This is a genomic window from Thioalkalivibrio sp. ALM2T (genome assembly GCF_000381505.1).
Classification (GTDB): Bacteria; Pseudomonadota; Gammaproteobacteria; order Ectothiorhodospirales; family Ectothiorhodospiraceae; genus Thioalkalivibrio; species Thioalkalivibrio versutus.
Map to the genome: position 1 here is coordinate 1 of NZ_KB906565.1, position 18036 is coordinate 18036.

12 protein-coding genes and 1 pseudogene are annotated in these 18036 nt (G+C 67.8%); 7 read left to right on the forward strand and 6 right to left on the reverse strand.

Annotated elements, in window-relative coordinates:
* A partial coding sequence (locus F816_RS0110150) for an IS110 family transposase (protein ID WP_019594640.1) occupies positions 1 to 337 on the forward strand: 337 nt, incomplete at its 5' end.
* 123 nt (positions 338 to 460) lie between these two features.
* Here the strand turns inward: F816_RS0110150 and recG are convergent.
* Positions 461 to 2554, reverse strand: a pseudogene (gene recG / locus F816_RS0110155) (ATP-dependent DNA helicase RecG); the annotation flags it as partial.
* A complete protein-coding gene (locus F816_RS0110160; protein WP_019571141.1) occupies positions 2547 to 2936 on the reverse strand; it encodes a RidA family protein in 390 nt (129 codons plus the stop codon). The pseudogene recG and the gene F816_RS0110160, both read right to left, overlap by 8 nt.
* Positions 2937 to 3108: 172 nt before the next feature.
* Between F816_RS0110160 and F816_RS0110165 the strand changes: the two genes are divergently transcribed.
* Positions 3109 to 3576: a CopD family protein gene (locus tag F816_RS0110165; protein ID WP_019594642.1), complete on the forward strand. Its 468-nt coding sequence runs from the start codon at positions 3109 to 3111 to the stop codon at positions 3574 to 3576.
* Positions 3577 to 3584: 8 nt separating this feature from the next.
* Here the strand turns inward: F816_RS0110165 and F816_RS0110170 are convergent, their stop codons facing one another.
* Positions 3585 to 4082, reverse strand: coding sequence for a DUF3293 domain-containing protein (locus tag F816_RS0110170; RefSeq protein ID WP_019594643.1), 498 nt, complete (start codon positions 4080 to 4082; stop codon positions 3585 to 3587).
* 153 nt (positions 4083 to 4235) lie between these two features.
* Between F816_RS0110170 and F816_RS0110175 the strand changes: the two genes are divergently transcribed.
* Positions 4236 to 5966 carry a diguanylate cyclase domain-containing protein gene (locus F816_RS0110175; protein WP_019594644.1) on the forward strand — a complete coding sequence of 577 codons (1731 nt, stop codon included), beginning with the start codon at positions 4236 to 4238 and terminating at the stop codon, positions 5964 to 5966.
* Positions 5967 to 5981: 15 nt separating this feature from the next.
* Here the strand turns inward: F816_RS0110175 and F816_RS0110180 are convergent, their stop codons facing one another.
* Together F816_RS0110180 and cls are read right to left on the reverse strand one after the other, a co-directional pair.
* Entirely contained in the window at positions 5982 to 8885 is a 2904-nt protein-coding gene (locus tag F816_RS0110180; protein WP_019594645.1) for an EAL domain-containing protein, read from the reverse strand.
* 164 nt (positions 8886 to 9049) lie between these two features.
* Positions 9050 to 10471 carry a cardiolipin synthase gene (gene cls, locus F816_RS0110185; RefSeq protein WP_019594646.1) on the reverse strand — a complete coding sequence of 474 codons (1422 nt, stop codon included), beginning with the start codon at positions 10469 to 10471 and terminating at the stop codon, positions 9050 to 9052.
* Positions 10472 to 10597: 126 nt separating this feature from the next.
* Here cls and parC point away from each other — a divergent pair, with 126 nt between their 5' ends.
* Both parC and htpX read left to right on the forward strand, forming a co-directional pair.
* Positions 10598 to 12859, forward strand: coding sequence for a DNA topoisomerase IV subunit A (gene parC, locus F816_RS0110190; protein ID WP_019594647.1), 2262 nt, complete (start codon positions 10598 to 10600; stop codon positions 12857 to 12859).
* 112 nt (positions 12860 to 12971) lie between these two features.
* Positions 12972 to 13859: a protease HtpX gene (gene htpX / locus F816_RS0110195; RefSeq protein WP_018168105.1), complete on the forward strand. Its 888-nt coding sequence runs from the start codon at positions 12972 to 12974 to the stop codon at positions 13857 to 13859.
* A gap of 85 nt (positions 13860 to 13944) precedes the next feature.
* Here the strand turns inward: htpX and F816_RS0110200 are convergent, their stop codons facing one another.
* Positions 13945 to 14628: an MBL fold metallo-hydrolase gene (locus F816_RS0110200; RefSeq protein ID WP_019594648.1), complete on the reverse strand. Its 684-nt coding sequence runs from the start codon at positions 14626 to 14628 to the stop codon at positions 13945 to 13947.
* Between the two features lie 366 nt (positions 14629 to 14994).
* Between F816_RS0110200 and F816_RS0110205 the strand changes: the two genes are divergently transcribed.
* Positions 14995 to 16470 carry an ATP-binding protein gene (locus tag F816_RS0110205; RefSeq protein ID WP_019594649.1) on the forward strand — a complete coding sequence of 492 codons (1476 nt, stop codon included), beginning with the start codon at positions 14995 to 14997 and terminating at the stop codon, positions 16468 to 16470.
* Complete coding sequence (locus F816_RS0110210; RefSeq protein WP_019594650.1) at positions 16467 to 17897, forward strand: sigma-54 dependent transcriptional regulator; 1431 nt, start codon at positions 16467 to 16469, stop codon at positions 17895 to 17897. Before F816_RS0110205 ends, F816_RS0110210 begins: the two co-directional genes overlap by 4 nt.
* The last annotated feature ends 139 nt before the right edge of the window (positions 17898 to 18036 follow it).

The window sequence follows — 18036 nt, forward strand, 5'->3', positions numbered from 1 at the left end:
GACGCTGCGCAGCCGCACGTTCACGAGCGCCCGGCAGGCGGCGGCGTTCCATGGGCTGGTACCGGTCCATCAGGAGTCCGGGACCTCGATCCAGCGGCCCCCGCGACTGGCGAAGGCCGGCTCGGGCCGGCTGCGCAAGACGCTCTACATGGCGGCTGTGGTGGCCACCCGCTACAACCCGGACGTGCGGCACCAGTATCACCGCCTCCTGAGGCGGGGCAAGGCCAAGATGGCGGCGATCGGGGCGGCCATGCGCAAGCTCCTGCACATCGCCTTCGGCGTGCTCAAGTCGCAAACCCCGTATCAACCCCGTAATGACATGCCTTGCAACTCATAGATCAAGACGGTATCTACCCGCTGCAAATCGATCGTGGCCTTTCTGATGCGCCTCAAAAGGTCCGATGGCGGTCATCATCAACACCCGCTGTTTCCTACGCTTCGTGGTGGATTCGCCCCTGGGCTAACCCACGGTTGCGTAGCGGGTGGCGGTGCCCAGCCAGCGTTCGATCAGGGCGGCGGCGCGCGCCGGGTCCTTCTCGATGCGTGCCGCGAGAGTGGCGGCCTCGTCGAGCAGGTCCTGGTCGCGTGACCAGTCGGCGACGCGGAAGCTGCGATCGCCAGTCTGGCGCGTGCCCAGCAGTTCGCCCGGACCGCGAAGCTTGAGATCCACCTCCGCAATCTCGAAGCCGTCGTCGGTGCGGCGCATCGCTTCCAGGCGCTCGCGTGCGGTATCGCCCAGTGGCGGACGGTAAAGCAGCACGCAGGCCGAGGCGGCGCTGCCGCGCCCGACCCGGCCGCGCAGCTGGTGCAGCTGCGACAACCCCATGCGTTCGGCATTCTCGATGATCATCAGGCTGGCGTTGGGGACGTCGACGCCGACCTCGATCACGGTGGTCGCCACCAGAAGGTCGATCGCGCCCGCGCGGAAGCGCTCCATCACCGCATCGCGCTCGGGTCCCTTCATGCGTCCGTGGGCCAGTCCGATGGTCAGCTCCGGTAAAGCCTCGCGCAGGCGTTCGGCGGTGGCCTCGGCCGATTCCGCCTCCAGTTGTTCCGATTCCTCCACCAGCGGGCAGACCCAGTAGGCCTGGGTGCCGGAGCCGCAGGCGGCGCGGATGCGTTCGATGACCTCGTCACGGCGCTCGTGGCTGATCAGTGCGGTGCGCACCGGGGTGCGCCCGGGCGGGCGTTCGTCGATGACCGAACTGGCCAGTTCCGCGTACAGGGCCATGGCCAGGGTGCGCGGGATCGGGGTGGCGGTCATGATCAGCTGATGCGGCATCCGGCCGCTGCCCTTGTCGCGCAGGGCCATGCGCTGGTGCACGCCGAAGCGGTGCTGTTCGTCGATGATTGCGAGACCCAGGTGATGAAACCGCACCTCCTCCTGGAACAGGGCGTGGGTCCCGATCGCGACCTGGCGCTGCCCGCTGGCCAGTTCCGCGAGCAGCTGGCTGCGTTCGCTGGCCGTCTGGCGCCCGCCCAGCCAGGCGATCGCGACGCCCAGTGGTTCCATCCACTGGGCAAGATTGCGTCCGTGCTGGCGGGCGAGCAGTTCGGTCGGGGCCATGAACGCCACCTGATAGCCGGCCTCTACTGCCGCCAGCGCGGCTGCGACCGCGACCAGGGTCTTGCCGGAGCCGACATCGCCCTGGACCAGACGGTTCATCGGCTGCGGGCGCGCGAGGTCGGCGAGGATCTCTTCGGTAACACGCTCCTGTGCGGCGGTCGGCTGGAAGGGGAGCTGCCCGCGCAGTTGTTGCCACAGCGCGCCCGGGGACTGGATGACCGGGGCGCTGCGCGTGTCCGCGGGCATCCGGCTCTGCTGCATGCGCGCGAGTTGGTGGGCGCAGAGCTCTTCCAGGGCCAGCCGCGTGCGTGCCGGGCTGCGGTTCTCCGGGGTGTCCAGGGCGGCCAGTGCCGCGGCCTGCGCCGGTGGGTGATGGAGCTGCTCGAGGGCGGAGTGCAGGCCAGGCAGGCCCTGCCGGGGCAGTTCCGGAAGCAGGTCGGGCAGGGCCTGCATCCCCGGCAGGGCGTGCGCAACCAGCTGGCGTAGCAGCTTTTGCGACACGCCCTCGGTGGTCGGGTAGATCGGGGTCAGGTGCGACTCCATCGCTGGCGGAGTATCGCCCACGGTCTGGATCTCCGGGTGCACGCACTCCAGTGCGCCGGGCATGCCGCGGGGCTCGCCGAAGGCGCGGATGCATGTGCCGGGGCTCAGGCGGCGCTGCTGGTTGGCCCCGAAGTGAAAGAACCGCAGCAGGACCTGGGCCTGGCCGTCGGCCAGGGTGACCACCAGCATGCGCCGGCGGCGGTGGACCACCTCGGAGTGGGTGACGCGCCCCTCGAACAGTGCAGCCAGCCCCGGACGCAGCGCGGCAATTGGCGTCAGGCGCGTGCGATCCTCGAAGCGCAGGGGCAGGTGGAACAGCAGGTCCCCGGCCTGCTCCAGACCCAGACGCTCCAGTCGTTCCGCCACCGCCGGGCCGACACCCTTCAGCGCGGTCAGCGGGACCTGCAGCTCCACCGGTTGGGTTCGCGCAGCGCGATCAGTCGCGCGGGCACCAGGCGATGGCGTCCATTTCCACCTGGGCGCCCTTGGGCAGGGCGGCCACGCCGATCGCGGCACGTGCCGGGTAGGGCTCGTTGCAGACTTCGCTCATGATCTTGTTCACAAGCGGGAAGTGAGCCAGGTCGATCAGGAAGATGTTCAGTTTGGCGATATCGGCGGTGCTGGCTCCCGCCGCCTCCAGGACAGCCTGGAGGTTGGCGAACACCTGGCGGATCTGGTCCTCGATACCGCCGTCGACCAGTTCCATGGTGGCCGGGTCCAGCGGGATCTGGCCGGACAGGTACAGGGTGTCGCCGGTACGCACGGCCTGCGAGTAGGGGCCGATGGCGGCCGGGGCGTTTTCGGTCTGGATGATCTCGCGCGACATGTGGACTCCTTGTACTGCCGGGTTGAATCTTGATAGGGCCGCGATTGCTGCATGCGGACCCGCCATTCTACTGATCAATCCGCACGCGTGTGCGGTCCGGGGGGGCTCGGCAGCCGTGCACGCGGACGGATACACTGCGGGCCACATCCGTAACGACAAAAGGAAGCAGGCAATGACGGGATACGCACTGGCAAACGTGCTGCATGTACTGGCCGTGGTGATCTGGGTGGGCGGCATGTTCTTCGCCTACATGTTCCTGCGCCCGGTGGCCGGGCAGCAGCTCGAGGGGCCGGCGCGGCTGAAGCTCTGGGAGGGTGTGTTCTCGCGCTTCTTCCCCTGGGTCTGGGCCTCGGTCCTGGTGATCCTGGTGACCGGCTTCTACCTGATCTTCGGCGTGTTCGGCGGCATGGGCGATGTGCACCCCAGCGTGCACACCATGCTCCTGCTGGGCCTGATCATGATGGCGATCTTTGCCCATGTGTTCTTCGCCCCTTTTCGGCGCATGCGCAAGGCCATTGCGGCAAACGATACCGAGGAAGGCCTGCGCCGGTTGGGGCAGATCCGCATCCTGGTCGGGATCAACACCGTCATCGGTCTGGTGACGATCGTGGTCGCTTCGGGCGGTCGCCTGCCGCTGTAGGAGGCACGCTACCTTCCTAGCCCCGGGTGCCACACCAGCCGGGGCGGGGCTGGCGGTTCCAGCAGCACGGCCGCATTCTGGCCGAAGGCTTGCAGCCAGCGCGCCAGCAGGTCGTCGGGCAGGTCCGCGATGGCCAGGCCCGGCTCGTCCGGCCACTGGCCGCGCGGGTCGCGGTTGCGGGCAGGCCATGCGTGCAGGCCGTGCTCGGCCACGGTCTGCTCCAGCCGGCGCTGGCGTTGCATGTTTTCACCCTCGGTGCCCGGTCGGCTGCCTGGATTGCAGGCGGTGAACAGAACCAGGCGCTGCATGTCCCGCTCGGCCATCCAGGCCGTGACATCCTCCGCGGGCTGGTTGATGTACACAACTCGGCTGCTGCCCTCGATCTCCAGGCAGTAGGCGGCGCTTAGGTAAGCCTTCTCCAGTGTCGCCAGCTGCGCTACGGGAGCGGGCGACTCCGCGTGCGCGGCAGACATCCGGTCGCGGTATTTGCTTGTATTGGTGGACATCTCGCGGCACCCTCCCCGCCTGGATCGTGCGGATGTGGTCGATCAAACAGGGGGAGCGGGATGCGCGTCAAGGATGCGACAGCGGTTTGTGGTGCCTCGTCGGGTGCGGGTGCGTCCATGGACCGGCCCCTCCCCGGCTGGGATTGAGACGCGATGGCCCCGCGTCCCTTCGTGCCCGGGCTGACCGGCGCCTTTGTTGTGGTGCTGCTGCTGGTCGCGGTGGTCGCCGTCGCCAGCTGGCTTCGGGTGCAGCAGCTGCAGTACGACGTCCAGGCCCTTACCGAGGAGTACGTGCAGAAGGTGGACCGCGTGCATCGCATGCGCAGCCTCGTGCGCGAGCGCATGCTGCGCGCCTCGCTGGTGATCAGTGCCGAGGACCCGGCCCTGCAGGATCGCTACCAGCGGGAGTTTCGCGAGCTGGCCGAGCGCTTCCTGGACGCCCGCGAGGGTGCGGAATTACTGGCTCGGACCCCACGCGACGCCGCGCTGCTGGCCGAACTGCGTGCGCTGACCGCGACCGGTGCCCCGATCCTGTCCGAGCTCCTCGACATTGCCCTGGCGGGTGGGCGCAACGAGGCGCTGGCGATCCTGTATGCGGACGCGATGCCGGTGCAGGAGGACGTGCTGGAGCAGATGGAGGCCATCCTCGCGGCCTTCGAACGTGATAACGAGGAGGCGGTGGCGGCCATGGCGCAGCGCCATGAACAGGCGCAGCAGGTGATGCTGGTAGCCACCGTCCTGACCATGCTGATGATTGCGCTGATGTGGGTGCGGGTGCGCCGGAGGATCTGGCGTGATCACGCCGCCTTGCACAAGGAACTGGAGGGACGCCAGCAGATCGAGGCGCGCCTGCGCGAGACGCAGGCCGGGCTGGAGGCGGCGGTGGCCCGGCGAACCGCGGCCCTGCAGGAGACCACCGAGCGCCTGGAAGAGGCCCAGCGGATTGCCGGGGCCGGTTACTGGGACTGGGATATTCGTGGTCTGCGGATGAACTGGTCCACGCATGTATTCGATCTGTTCGGGCTCGACCCGCAAACCGATACCGCGGGATTCGAGGCCTACATGCGAGCCATCCATCCCGACGACCGTACGCGGGTGCGCCGCGCCACCAACGAGGCGCTGGATCACGAGGCCTATTACCGGGTGGATCACCGGGTGGTGCGCGCGGACGGCGGGCTGCGCCATGTGCGGGTCGAGGGCGAAATCGATCGGGACGCCCAAGGCCGCGCCGTGCAGGTCCTCGGGATGGTCCGTGACATCACCCGCGACAAGGCCTCCGAGGAGCGCCTGTGGCACCAGGCCCATCATGACTCCCTGACCGGCCTGCCCAATCGCAGTCTGCTGCAGGAGCATATCCAGCAGGCCCTGCGCCGGGCCCAGCGCGCCGGCACCGGCCTGGCCCTGGTGGTCTGCGATCTCGACGGCTTCAAACCGATCAACGATCGCCTGGGACACGATGCCGGCGACGTGATGCTCGTGACCGTGGCGCGGCGTCTGCGCGAGGGCGTGCGCGAGAGCGACGTGGTGGCCCGTGTGGGCGGCGACGAATTCGTGCTGCTGCTAGAGAATGTACGTGATCCGGATGCGGTGACGGGGGTCGGACTCAAGCTGATCGAACGCTTCGAGGAGCCGGTGGAGGTGAATCGCGAGTCGGTTTGCGTCGGGCTCAGCATGGGGGCGGTGCTCTACCCCGAGGACGGGGACGATGTAGAGGCGTTGCTGCAGCGCGCCGACCGCGCGATGTACGTGGCGAAGGAGGAAGGCGGCAGCCGGATCGTGCTGTACCGGGAATGCTCCGGAGAGGAGCGCCGGCAAACGGATCTGTCCCTGCGCCGGCGCGGCGCGCTGGGTTGCGGGCTGGAAGACCCGGCCGCTCGCGACTGAATCGGCCGGCCTCGTCTACGGCCGATGCAGTCGCGCGACGAATTGTTCGTGCGTCAGCGGCGCGCTGAACAGGAAGCCTTGGAACCGGGTGCAGCCCAGGGCCAGGAGCTGCTCCCGCTGCTCCGGGTGCTCCACGCCCTCGGCGATGACGTCGAGCTCCATGTTGCGGGCAATGTCCACGATGTTTTCGATCAGGGTCCGGTCACCGCCGGCCAGCAGTTCCTTGACGAAGGATTTGTCGATCTTCAGCTCGTCCACCGGCAGGTCGCGCAGGTAGGCGAGCGAGGAATAGCCGGTCCCGAAGTCGTCCAGGGCGATGTGCATGCCCAGCCGGCGCAGCGCGCCCAGCTTGGTGATGGCGTCCGGCAGGTCGCGCAGCAGGCCGGACTCGGTGACCTCCAGGGTCAGGGCGTGGCCGTCCACCCCGTGTCGGCGCAGCCGCGCCTGGAACTGGTCGACGAAGTCCGGGCGCGCCAGTTGCCAGGGCGAGAGATTCAAGGCCAGGCGAGGTGGCTGCAGGTTCCCGGCTTGCCACTGCGACAGCTGCATCAGGGCGTGTTCCAGGACCCAGTTGCCGACCCCGTGGATCAGGCCGGTCTCCTCGGCGACCGGGATGAAGAGATCCGGCGGGACCTGGCCCATCTCCGGGTGCTGCCAGCGCAGCAGGGCCTCGGCTCCGATCAGGCGCTCGGCGGCATCGAACTGCGGTTGGTAGTGCAGGTCCAGCTCGTCACGTTCGGCCGCTTGTCGTAGCCCGTCCTCGATCTGCAGGCGGGCATGCGCCTCGTCCTGCAGTGCATGGCGGTAGAACTGCACGCCGCCGCGGCCGGCACGCTTGGCCTGGTACAGGGCGATATCGGCGTGGCGCAGGGCTTCTGCCGAGCTCTCGCCGGCGTCGGGATAGCATACGCAGCCGAGACTGGCGCCGACCCCGAAGGTGCGCTCGCCGATGATGATCGGGCGCTGCAGGGCCTCCAGGATGCGCTCGGCGATTGCGTGCAGTTCCGGCTCCAGGGTTTCGCGTACCCGGACGCAGGGGGGCAGGACAACGGCGAACTCGTCGCCACCCAGGCGCACGATCAGCGCATCCTCGGGGGCATGGCTGCGCAGGCGGTCCGCCACCGCGCCCAGCACGGTGTCGCCTACCGCATGCCCGAGGGCGTCGTTGATGGTCTTGAAGTGGTCCAGGTCGATCAGGATCAGCCCGCCATGCAGGTGGCCGGCGGTGGCCTCCTCGATATGGCGGGTCAGGTCGTCGTGCAGGCGGGTGCGGTTGGCCAGCCCGGTCAGGGAGTCGTGGTAGGCCAGGGCATGGATGTGTTCCTCGGTGTGCAGGCGTTCCAGTTCGGCCCCCGCGCGGTCGGCCATGATCCCGAGGATCTCCATCGCCTTGTCGACATCCTCCACCGGATGTCGGTTGACCATGGCGATGTGCCCCAGCAGCGTGCCCTGGCTGTCCAGCAACGGGGCCCCCAGATAACTCTCAGCGTCCATCTCCACCAGCATCTCGTCGGCCGGAAAGCGCTGTTGTACGTCGCAGGGGTAGATACAAGTACCGATCTCCAGCACACGTTCGCAGGGGGTCTCGGCGAGGTCGTAGCGCAAGTTCTCCACGATCTGCCCCGCGGTACACAGGGCGACGGTCTCCACCACGCCGGGTTTCTCCGGATCCTCGATGCCGATCAGGGCATAGTCGGCAGCGAACAGGTTGCTCAGCTTGAGAACCAGCTGCTGGAAAAACTCCTCGCGCGAGCGCGCCTGCAGCCCCTCGGCGATCAGGCGCAGGGCGTCCTCGCTGCGGTGCGCGGCGGTGATGTCCTCCTGCATCACGATCACGTCCTGTACCTCGCCGCGGGCATCCTGCAGGGGGTAGATGCAGCCCCGCAGCCAGCGCTCGGGGGTGATGAGCGGGGTGGACTGGGTCGCCGGGCCGGGGTCGGCGGGTTCGGCCGACTGGTCGGGGCGGGCTGCCGGGGTGTAGGGCAGCGGGCCGATCTCGCGGTAGTGTCCGCGCAGGGCATCCTTGAGCGGTTCGTGGATGTGCCGGTCGATGGCATCCGGGCGGTCCAGAACGTTGCCGCCTGGCAGGGAGGCTTGTGCGCCGTGCATGGTTTCCCAGGCGGCGTTGCACTGGCGGATCTCGCCCTGCGGTGTGAGTACCTGGATGCCGACCGGGGATTGCTCGACCAGCGCCCGAAAACGGCTTTCCGAGTCACGCAGGCGTTCGCTGGTCTCGCGGTTCAGTACCAGGCTCATCATGACGACCATCACCACGTAGCCGAACGGCGCGAGCTGGGGCATCTCCAGTGCGCCGCCCCGGGCCAGGACGCCCTGCAACGTGAACAGGACGAAGACCCCGATCCCGCCCAGCAGGAGCAGGGTGGTGGTCTGGCGATAGCGCCGGTAGTGCCGGATCAGTGTGGTGAGGGCGAAGCCCAGGACCAGAGAGACCGCGAGCACGCCAAAGCCGAACCAGGGGCTGATGGTGCCCACTGCGAGAGCCACGGTTTCGCCCCAGGGGAGTTCCAGGAGACGGAGTTCGTCGATCACCTGGTACTGCATGCTGTAGGGCTGCAGGGTGTTGACTACCCAGGTGATGACCAGCAGTACCAGAAGACCGGAGATCAGCCAGCGGGCGGAGGTGCGCGTATGGGCCGCGACGAAGGCAGCGAACAGCACGTAGAACGGTCCCAGCAGATAGACGTTCAGGGTGAGTGCGCGGGTATAGGCCTCGACGGTGCCGGCCTGGTAGGTCTGGGCCGATCCGACGGCCAGCAACGCCATCAGGGCGCACATCGCCGCGAATAGCCGATGCTCGGTGCTCCGTGCGCTTTGCTGGCTGTGCAGCAGGTGGCTGAGCGTGGCATAGATCGCCAGCCCCGCTGCAAGGTAGAGCGATGGCGCAAGAATCCCGTTCATCGGTTCCCTGCGCTTGCATCCCAGTGCCGTGCCATCCCTTGCCCCCCTGCGGTAAAGCGATGCGGGTCGGTTCCCACGCTCGGTCCCTGCCGCTACAGTACAAAAGACCACGCGCGCGCGTCCCGGTTCGCGTGAGGGTCACCGCGGGGGTGGCTAACGGTCGGTCACAGATACGGCGTGAGCAGGCGCGCGGCCCCGTCACGCAGTTGGGTCGCGAGCGGCCGGGCACGGACCTCCTCGAGCGTCAGGGGGTGCGACTGCGCGCGCAGCGCGTCAGTCCAGCTGGCCAGCTCCTGGCCCAGTCCGGCATCCAGGCATTCCAGGTTGAACTCGAAGTTCAGGCGCAGGCTGCGCGGGTCCCAGTTGGCGGAGCCAACCAGGGCCCACTCGCGGTCTACCAGCATCAGCTTGGCGTGGTTGAACGGTGGTGGTGTGAGCCACAGCCGGCAGCCGCGCTCCAGCAGTTCGGCCTGCTGCGGGCGGCTGGCCCACTCCACCAGGCGCAGGTTGCTCCGGGCGGGGATCAGGATGTCGACCTGCACCCCGCGCAGGGCCGCGGCCTTCAGCGCCCCGGTGAGCGCGACGTCGGGCAGGAAGTACGGGGTCACGATGGTGACCTGTTCGCGTGCCTCGGCCAGCGCCGACTGCAGGGTGAAGTTCAGGACCTCGAAGTCCTCGTCCGGGCCGTCCGGCAGGCCGCGGCAGGCGCGGGCGCCGGCGGGGTCTACGGACTGCGGAAGCCAGAGCGGACCCTCCAGGCGTTCGCCGGTGGCGAATTGCCAGTCTTCCGCGAAGACCCGCTGCAACTGGGTGCAGGCCGGACCCCGCAGCTCGAAGTGGAGGTCGTGTATCGGGTGCGGTCCCGGGTTGGTGTGGCTGTGGCCGCGGCGGATGTTCATGCCGCCGGTGAAGGCGCGGGCGCCGTCGATCACCAGCATCTTGCGGTGATTGCGCAGGTTGAAGGCGGCCAGGCTGCTCGGCAGGTGTACCGGCATGAAGGCGGCGGCGGGCAGGCCCACCCGGCGCAGCTGGCGCAGGGTGTTGCGACGGCTGTAGCGGGCGCCGATGGCATCGATCAGGATGCGCACCTGCACGCCCCGGTCCTGTGCCTGCTGCAGGTGGGCGACGAAGCGCTCGCCTACCTGGTCATAGTCGAAGATGTACGTGGCCAGGCTGATGCTGTGACGGGACGCGTCGATCGCGGCCAGCATCTGCGCGTAGGCGCGATCGCCGTCGAACAGCGGTTCGATCGCGTTGCCACCGACCAGGCGGAACGGGCTCAGGTGGTCCCCGGAACGCAGCAGGCGCTGCCAGCGTTCCGGTGGCTCGGCCAGGCTGGTCCCGTCGGTGCTGGGGTCGGCGATCAGATAGCCCTCGCGCAGGGCGTGGGCCCGCCGGCGAATACGATTGACGCCGAACAGCCAGTAGAGCAGCGAGCCGGCCAGGGGCAGCAGCACGATCAGCCCGACCCAGGCGATGACGGTCCCGGTATCGCGGCGTTGCAGCAGGGCATGCACGACGCTGATCACCGCCAGGGCGAAGACGGCGATGGCGACGATACTGGCGGTCCAGCCTGTATCCGGCACGGACGGACTCCTTGTCGATGATGCGTTTTCCGACCGCACCCGTGGAACGCCGGGCGCGTGCCCGCTACAGTACGCGGGCCCGACCCGGCGTAAAACCCCGGCCCATCCACGTCCGCGAGACTGTCGATGACCGATATCGAGACCCCCAGCCTGTTCGCTAACAGCGGCGAGCAGCTGCCGCTGAAGGACTTCACTGAGAAGGCGTACCTGGACTACTCCATGTACGTGATCCTGGACCGAGCGCTGCCGCATATTGGCGACGGCCTGAAGCCCGTACAGCGGCGGATCATCTACGCGATGAGCGAGCTGGGGCTCTCCGCCACTGCCAAGTACAAGAAGTCCGCGCGCACCGTGGGCGACGTGCTCGGCAAGTTCCACCCGCACGGGGACTCGGCGTGCTACGAGGCGATGGTGCTGATGGCGCAGCCCTTCTCCTATCGCTATCCGTTCGTCGACGGGCAGGGCAACTGGGGTTCGCCGGATGATCCCAAGTCCTTTGCGGCGATGCGCTACACCGAGTCGCGCCTGTCGCGTTATGCGCAGCTGCTGCTTTCCGAACTGGGTCAGGGCACGGTGGACTGGGTGCCCAACTTCGATGGTGCGCTGGACGAGCCGAAGATGCTCCCGGCGCGGCTGCCGAACGTGCTGCTCAATGGCGGTTCCGGGATCGCGGTGGGTATGGCGACGGACATCCCGCCGCACAACCTGCGCGAGGTGGCCGCCGCCTGCGTGCACCTGCTGGAGCACCCGAAGGCAACGGTCGAGGAGTTGTGCGCGATCCTCCCGGCGCCGGATTTCCCCACCGAGGCCGAGATCATCTCCCCACCGGCCGAGCTGCGAAAGGTCTACGAGACCGGCCAGGGCTCGATCCGGGCCCGGGCGCGCTACGAGCGCGAGGGCGACGACATCGTGGTGACCGCGCTGCCGCACCAGGCTTCCGGCGCCAAGCTGCTGGAGCAGATCGCCGCCCAGATTCGCGCGAAGAAGCTGCCGATGGTCGAGGACCTGCGCGACGAGTCCGACCACGAGCATCCGACGCGCCTGGTGATTACCCCGCGCTCGAACCGGGTGGACGTCGAGGGCCTGATGGCGCATCTGTTCGCGACCACGGATCTCGAGAAGACCTACCGCGTGAACATGAACGTGATCGGCCTCGACGGTCGGCCGCGGGTGCGCGACCTGGCGGGGCTGCTCGGTGAGTGGCTGCAGTTCCGGATCGAGACGGTGCGCCGGCGCCTGCAATGGCGGCTGGAGAAGGTGCAGGCGCGCCTGCATGTGCTGGAAGGCCTGCTGATCGCCTTTCTCAATATCGACGAGGTGATCGCGATCATCCGCGAGTACGACCAGCCGAAGCCGGAACTGATGAGCCGGTTTGGCCTGAGCGATATCCAGGCCGAGGCGATCCTGGAGCTTAAACTGCGCCACTTGGCGAAGCTCGAGGAGATGAAGATCCGCGGCGAGCAGGACGAGCTCAGCCAGGAGCGCGACCAGCTGGAAAAGACGCTGGGTTCCGAGCGCCGCCTGCGCACCCTGGTCCGCCGCGAGATCGAGCAGGACGCGAAGGAGTATGGCGACGAGCGGCGCTCGCCGCTGGTCGAACGCGCGGCCGCGCAGGCGCTGGACGAATCCGCATTGGTGCCGACCGAGCCGCTGACTATCGTGCTCTCGGAGAAGGGCTGGGCGCGCGCGGCCAAGGGCCACGATGTCGATCCCCGCGGGCTCAACTACAAGGCCGGGGATGCCTTCCAGGCGGCGGTCATCGGGCGCAGCAACCAGCCGGTGGCATTCATCGACTCCACCGGTCGCACCTACACGATTGCGGCCCACACGCTGCCGTCGGCGCGCGGCCAGGGCGAGCCGCTCTCCGGCCGGGTGAACCCGCCGGAGGGGGCGCGTTTTGTGGGCCTGGCCACCGGGGCGGAGGAAGACCGCTGGCTGCTGGGCTCGGATCACGGCTACGGCTTCATTGCCAAGCTGGGTGACCTGCTCGGCCGGCAGAAGGCAGGCAAGAACGTGCTGAGCGTGCCGGCCGGCGCCGCCGTGCTGCAGCCGGCGCCGGTGCGCAACCCGCACGAGGACCACATTGCGATCGTTACGACCCGCGGCTACCTGCTGGTGTTCCCGGCCGCAGGGCTGCCGGAACTGGCGCGCGGCAAAGGCAACAAGCTGATCGGCATCCCGTCCGCGGCGCTCAAGGATGGTTCCGAGCGGGTGCTCGGGGTGGCTGTGCTGGCGCCGCAGGACACCCTGGTCGTGCATGCGGGCAAGCGCTTCAAGGCACTGGCCCCGGCGGAATGGGCCGAGTACGTTGGCGAGCGCGCGCGTCGCGGGCGTCAGCTCCCGCGCGGTTATCAGAACGCGGACAGCCTGGAGGTGCGCCCGGCCTGAACCCGCGCGCACCTGTGTGGTCTGTGAACGCGGCGGTGCTTGAATTTGGCCGCTGCGCCCCGACTATCGGTTCATCCCGTCGAGTTTATTAATTGGAGTACAGGAAAGCTTCATGAAACGTATCGTGCTGTTTCTGGCGACCAACTTCGCCATCCTGATCGTCCTTAGCATTACTCTGCGCATCCTTGGGGTCGAGAGCATCCTGGACGACCAGGGGGTCAATCTCGACCTGACCGCGTTGCTGATCTTCGCCGCCGTGTTTGGCTTTGGTGGTTCGTTCATCTCGCTGGCCATCTCCAAGTGGATGGCGAAGAAGACGATGAAGGTCCACGTGATCGACAAGCCGCGCAACGCCACCGAGCAGTGGCTACTGGAGACGGTCACCCGTCAGGCCCGCGAGGCCGGGATCGGGATGCCGGAGGTCGGTATCTACGACTCGCCGGACCCGAACGCCTTCGCCACCGGCATGAGCAAGAACAATGCCCTGGTCGCGGTCAGCACCGGGTTGATGCAGAACATGGGGCAGGGCGAGGTCGAGGCCGTGCTGGGGCACGAGGTGGGCCATGTGGCCAATGGCGACATGGTGACCCTGGCGCTGATCCAGGGGGTGGTCAATACCTTCGTGATCTTCCTGTCGCGCGTGATCGGTCACTTTGTCGATCGCGTGATCTTCAAGAACGAGTCCGGTCACGGGCCGGCATTCTGGATCACGGCCATCGTGGCCGAGATCGTCCTCGCGATCCTGGCCTCCATCATCGTGTTCTGGTTCTCGCGTCAGCGCGAGTTCCGCGCCGACGAGGCGGGGGCTCGCTTTGCCAGCCGCGAGAAGATGATCGGGGCGCTGGAGTCGCTGGCGCGCGCCTCCGGTCGCCCGGTGGACATGCCGGACCAGATGGCCGCCTTTGGTATTCGTGGTGGCATGGCCCAGGGGCTGAAGAAGCTGTTCATGAGCCACCCGCCGATCGAACAGCGCATCGCGGCGCTGCGCGCCAACGGCTGACCGTAACCCTTTATGTGTACCAGGAGAGGGCCGCCCTTCGGGGCGGCCTTTTTCGTTTGCAGTGCCGGGGCGGCGGCCGGTCGGATCAGTAGTAGCGACCGCGTCCGGGTTCGCCGCCGGAGGCGGCGATGACGTCATCGCCGACGAAGGGGTTGCTGCGGCGTTCTTCGCCGAAGGTCGACTCGGGGCCATGGCCGGGCACGAATCGGGTGTCGTCGCCCAGCGGCCAGAGCTTGCCGGTGATGGAGTCCAGCAGCTCGCGCCCGTTGCCACGCGGGAAGTCGCTGCGGCCGATCGCGCCGTGGAACAGGACGTCGCCGACCAGGGCGAGCCGGCCCTCCGGATCGTGGAAGACCACGTGGCCCGGGGTGTGGCCGGGACAGTGCAGGACGCGGAGGGTGGCCTGCCCGAGCTCGACGGTGTCGCCATCGTCCAGCCACTGATCGGGCATTAGTGGCTGGACCTCGGAGAAGCCGAAGATCTGCGCCTGCGCCGGGAGTTGCTCCAGCCAGAAGGCATCGTCGCGGTGCGGGCCGATGATCGGCGCGCCGGTACGTTTGGCCAGTTCGGCGGCCGCGCCCACGTGGTCCAGGTGGCCATGGGTCAGCAGGATCTTTTCCAGGTGGACGCCCTGATCCCGCGCGATCCGTTCCAGGGCCGCGGCATCTGCGCCGGGATCGACCCAGGCCGCGGCCCCGGTGACGTCGCACCAGATCAGGGTGGCGTTCTGGGCAAGCGGGGTGACGGGGTGGCTCAGATGGCGAAGCATGGCGCTGGATCCGTGAACGAATTCGAATTTCGAAGGCAAGGGGGGCTGGATTGCGCGCACCCGGGAATAGATCCGGCGAACGTGCGTCATAAGGGGTATGCAGGTCTTCAAAGCTACGTGATATGACGATGCGGTGAATTTGCGACCCCCTGCGCATCCACCGGTTGACAAGAATATCGTCATATTAGAAGATTTGCATACGCTAATCGCTGTCCCCCCTGTCAGTGGTTAGTGGACTCCTCCATCCTCCTTTGGTGGTTTTCTTGGCGCGGGCTTCGACCCGCGCTTTTTTTTGCCTGCGATTCGCGTCATGCCGGCCGTCGTGTCTACCATGGTGGCCCCCGAAGACGCTGTGAATCGCCCTTCATGACTCGACGCCTGAACAGTCTGCGCACCGCGGTGTTGTCGTTCGTGCTGCTGCCCCTGCTGCTGTTGATGGCCGCGGTGGTGGCGCTGGGCCTGCATGAATTTCAGACCCAGATGGAAAACCGGATGCAGGAGGATATCGAGCTGGTGGCGCGCTCGATCCGCCTGCCCGTGGCCGGTGCGATGCTGCAGGACGACGCGGCCGGCGTGCAGCAGTCACTGGACTCCCTGTTCCAGATCGAGGAGGTGTTCGGGGTCTATGTCTACGATGCCGACGGCCGGATGGTGGCGGCCAGTGGCCCGCCCAGCCCGACCCTGCAGCGCCGTGGCGAGGCGCAGGTCATCAGCGAAACCGGGAGTCTCGGGGCTTTCGGCGAACATCAGGGGCGCGAGACCTTTTCGTTCTTTCTTCCGTTGTCCGATCCGGCCGGGCGCATCGTAGGGCTGTTGCAGGTGACGCGCGATGTGACGCCGTTCCGGGCCTTCGTCGCCCAGCTCCAGTGGCAGGGTGGGTTGTTGATGCTGGCAGTTAGCGGGCTGTTTCTGCTGGTGGTGCTGTTCGGGTACCACCGGGCCGTGGGGCGGCATGTGTCTCGGTTGATGGCCGCGATGCGCGCGATTGGCGACGGCCAGCGCGGATTGCGGGCGCCGGAACAGGGGCCGGCGGAGCTGCGCGGGCTGGCGGTGTCGATGAACCGCATGATGGAGCGTCGCGAGGCCTCGGAGGCCGAACTGGAGGCGCAGCGCCGCGAGCAGGTGCGGCTGGAGGAGAAGCTGCGGCACTCGGAGAAGCTGGCGGCGATCGGCCAGCTGGCGACCGGCGTAGCGCACGAACTGGGGACACCCCTTGGCATCATCGCCGGACGGGTACAGCGCGCCATCCGGCACCTGCCGGAGGCGGACCCGGCGCGCACCGAGATGGAGGCGCTGAAGGCCGAACTGGAGCGGGTGGAGACCATTGTGCGCCAGCTGCTGGACTTTGCCCGGCGCAATCCGTTGCAGGAACGCTCGCTGGATCTCGCGCAGCTGGTGGGCGAGCTGGTCGAGCGCGTGCGCGAGCGGCATGCCTCCGGCGGGGTGGAATTTCGGCTCGAAGGCCCCGAGCTGACCATCGCCGCGGACCGGCTGCGCTTGGGGCAGGCCCTAGAGAATCTGCTGGAAAACGCTGCGCAGGTGGCCGTCCGCGAGGTCCGGGTCCGCTGGCACGCCGAGTCCGACCGGGTCGAACTGGTGGTGGCGGACGACGGTCCCACGGCCGGACGCGGGATTGATGACGCGCAGGCCGAACGCCTGTTCGAGCCCTTCTTTACCACCAAGCCCACCGGCGAGGGGACCGGGCTCGGGCTGGCGGTGGTGCAGGTGGCGCTGGAGGACCACGGAGGTACGGTGATGCTGGATCGCAGTGTCGCGGGGGAGACCCGTTTTGTTGTGGATCTGCCCGTGGCCGCGGGCGCCCAGGAGGATTCGCTTCGATGAGCAGCAAGGCACAAGTCCCCGCAATGCCCCCGGAGTCGGTCCTGGTCGTGGAGGACGATCGCGGGCATCGCGAACTCTTGAACGAAGAGCTGACCGAGGCCGGCTACGCGGTCACGGCGGTGGGCAGTGCCGAGGATGCCGCGCAGGTACTCGCGCAAGAGTCCTTCAGCCTGGTGGTGAGCGACCTGCGCCTGCCGGGCGCAGATGGCTTCCAGGTGCTGCAGGACGCCCGCGCCCAGGTGCCGACCCCCGGGTTCATCATGCTCACCGGTTTCGGAACCATCGACCAGGCGGTGGCGGCGCTGAAGGCCGGCGCCGACGATTTCCTGACCAAGCCGGTGGACCTGGATCACCTGCGCCTGGCCGCCGACCGGGTGACCGAGGCGCGTCGCCTCAAGGACGAGGTGCGTCGGTATCGCGAGGTCTTGGCGCAGGCCGATGGCTTTCACGGCATGCAGGGGCGCAGTCCGGCCATGCTGCAGTTGTTCGACCTGATCCGGCGGATCGCAGTCGCCGATGGCAGCGTCCTGATTACCGGGGAGTCCGGGACCGGCAAGGAGCTGGTCGCGCGGGCGCTGCACGCGGAAAGTGAGCGGGCCCATGGGTCGTTCGTGGCGATCAATTGCGCGGGCATCCCCGAGGCCCTGCTGGAGTCGGAGTTGCTGGGGCACGTGGCGGGTGCGTTCAGCGGGGCCAAGGGGGCTCGGCGCGGCCTGTTTACCGAGGCGGACGGCGGGACCCTGTTCCTGGACGAGATCGCCGAGATGCCGGTGGCCATGCAGAGCAAGCTGTTGCGTCTTCTGCAGGACGGTCGCGTGCGCCCGGTGGGCGCCAACGAGGAGATCGCGACCGATGTGCGTATCGTCGCGGCCACGCATCAGGACCTGCGGGCGCATATTGCCGACGGGCGCTTCCGCGAGGATCTCTACTATCGCCTGGAGACCTTCCGCATCGAGATCCCGCCTTTGCGCGAACGCGGCGATGACATCGAACGCCTGGCTTTGCAATTCCTGCGTCAGCAGGCCCTGGCGCGCGGACTGCCCGAGCGGCGCCTGAGCCCCGAGGCCCTGCGCGCGCTGGTACGTTATCCATTCCCCGGGAACGTGCGCGAACTCGCGAGCCTCATGGAGCGCGCTGCCACCCTGGCTGCGGGCGAGGTGATCGAGACCCGCGATCTGCCCGAGCGCGTATTCCAGGTGCCCCCCGAGAAGAGCCCCGGCGGGGCCGCGGGCGACCGCCAGGACGGGCCGGCGCCTGTTCCGGGGGTGGACGACGATAGTCAGTGGCCAACGCTGGAGGAACGTGAACGCGACTATATCCGGCGGGTGCTAAGGCATGTGGAAGGCAACAAGCAGCGGGCGGCCCGGATCCTCGGCATCGGCCGCAAGACGCTGTACCGCAAACTCGGGGAATCCGACCCATCGTGACATCCTGACCCGGGTCGACCTGACTCATGTGTCATTCTGACCCGGTTTACCGCTGGGGCGTGCCCCGGTGCCTCCGGGATAACGAACTTATAAGCTACTGTTTCAATTTGTTTTGTTTATCCTTTCCTGATGTTGGCAC